This window comes from Pseudomonas defluvii, assembly GCF_001695625.1.
GTDB classification, from domain to species: domain Bacteria; phylum Pseudomonadota; class Gammaproteobacteria; order Pseudomonadales; family Pseudomonadaceae; genus Aquipseudomonas; species Aquipseudomonas defluvii.
Genome location: NZ_MBPN01000247.1, coordinates 1 through 1,947, shown reverse-complemented (window position 1 = coordinate 1,947; position 1,947 = coordinate 1). Strand labels below are relative to the sequence as shown.

The 1,947-nt window shown below is 63.9% G+C and carries 2 protein-coding genes; both read left to right on the top strand.

What is annotated here, in order from left to right; genetic code table 11:
* A partial coding sequence (locus EKA13_RS27005; protein ID WP_065762016.1) for a DUF2857 domain-containing protein occupies positions 1-465 on the top strand: 465 nt, incomplete at its 5' end.
* A gap of 3 nt (positions 466-468) precedes the next feature.
* Positions 469-1,695, top strand: a complete 1,227-nt coding sequence (locus EKA13_RS27000) for an STY4528 family pathogenicity island replication protein (protein WP_009459721.1) — start codon at positions 469-471, stop codon at positions 1,693-1,695.
* Positions 1,696-1,947: the final 252 nt, after the last annotated feature.

Genomic DNA, 1,947 nt, shown 5'->3' with positions numbered 1-1,947 from the left:
GGCGAGGAAGAACTGGACGCCCTCAAGCATCCCGCGCTGATCAGCGTGCTCGCCAACGCCAACGTCTCCTGGTGCTCGGTGACGGTCAACCGCGAAGTGCTCCGGCGACTACTCAAGCAGGCGCAGGACGTGGAGAAGGAAATCGCCACGGTCGATCGCATGCTCAGGCTGGGTGCGAGCACCGAGATGGTCAGTCGGTTCTATGGCCTGACCCACCAAGAGGTGGCGCTTCGCCGCGAAATCCTCGGCCTGCCCAAGCGCAAGGGCCGCCACCCCGTGCTGGACGAGAAACAGGACACGGATCTGTGGCGGCAATGGAAGGCCGTGACCGGCAGCAGGAATGTCGATCTCGAAGACGAAACCTCCATTCTCGACGCCGCCATGGACTTGGCCGAAGGCATGTCGCTGCCTCTGTCGGTGGTCTGGGCCTCGATCAAGAGCTGGGTCGATCAAGGATTGGGTTGAGCCATGGCCGTGGACGACACCGCACCACGCCGTGGCCCCGTCGCACTCGCGGACCTGTTCGACGCCGCCTTGAAAGACCTCGTGCCCAAGCCCAGTGCGCCAGCACCTATGCCTGCGCCGACGCCCGCCACGTCCGGCGATGCCTTCCTCTTCAGCGGCAACCGGCATGAGACCGTGCCGCGGCGACTGTTCCTCGACCGTCGCCTTACGCCGCTGGAGCGCAACGCCTGGCAGGTGTTCCGGCTGATGCTCAACGACGATGGCGTGACAGCCTTCCCGACGTATGAGCAGCTTCGACCCTGGCTGGCATCGATGCCCTGCGCCGGGCAGGCCTCGCATGAAACCGTGGCCCGAGCGTTGACGCTGTTGCGCCTCACCCGATGGTTGAGCCTGGTGCGGCGACGGCGTGACCCCAAGACCGGCCGCATCCTCGGCAACCTCTACGTTCTGCACGATGAACCGCTGACGCCCTTCGAGGCCATGCAGCTCGACGCCGACTACCTGGCACTGGTCAGCCAGTCCCTCGGCCATTCGGCCAAGGCCGTCCAGATGGTCGGCCTGAACACCCTTAAGGAGATCGCGGAAGATCCGCTGCTCTCCGGGCGCACATTGCCGTCGCGGCTGCAGGTTCTGGCAGAACGCCTCGCCAGCCAAGGCATCACGGCCGCCGCAAGTTATCCACAGGAGGACGCCGCCCACGATTCCGAAGAAGGAGTATCGAGCCTTCTTCGGAATGCGGATGACCCATCTTCGGAATCCGAAGCAGGGGCGAAACCCGTGCCAAACGCCTCTCTTCGGAATCCGAAGCAGGCCCGTACAGTACGTAGTAGTCGTATTAATGAAGTACGTACTACCGCGCAGGCGCGCGCGCTGGGCGATCTGCAATGGCCCAAGCGCTTCACGGAACTGAAGGCAGAGCAGCAGACAGGTGCCAGGGTGGCATTGCAGCAGGTTGATGCCGCGCTGAGACAGGCCGTGCTGGACGAATGGGCCACACGATGCAGCAGTCATGGCATACGCAATCCTGCGGGGTATCTGTTCGGCATCATCCAGCGCGCCATCCATGGCGAGTTCAATGCCTGGGCCAAGAAAGACGCGCCATCGGCATCCGTCCCACCAAACGAGCGACCACCACCAGCACCGCCACCTCAGCCGCAGGGTAAGCCAGTGCCGCCAGAAGTCGCCAAGCAGCACATCGAGCGGCTACGCAATCTGCTCGCCAGCAAATGAGTCGGCATGCCAGGCGGTGAAACTAGATGCCCATGGCCGCCAGTAGAGCTATCCCCTGGGGATAGTTCCGCTGCTGGGCACAACGCCAAGCTGTCGCAGGCCTGGGATCGACCATCTGCCGCAGCATCGGCGTTGTCCCCCCTGATCTCGGCGTGCAGCGTTCGTTAGCGCTCCATGGAGCTATCCCCTGGGGATAGCTCGCGCCGCATGCGGCCACCACGCGCTGAACCGGGGTCTGGCAGGTTTCGGTTT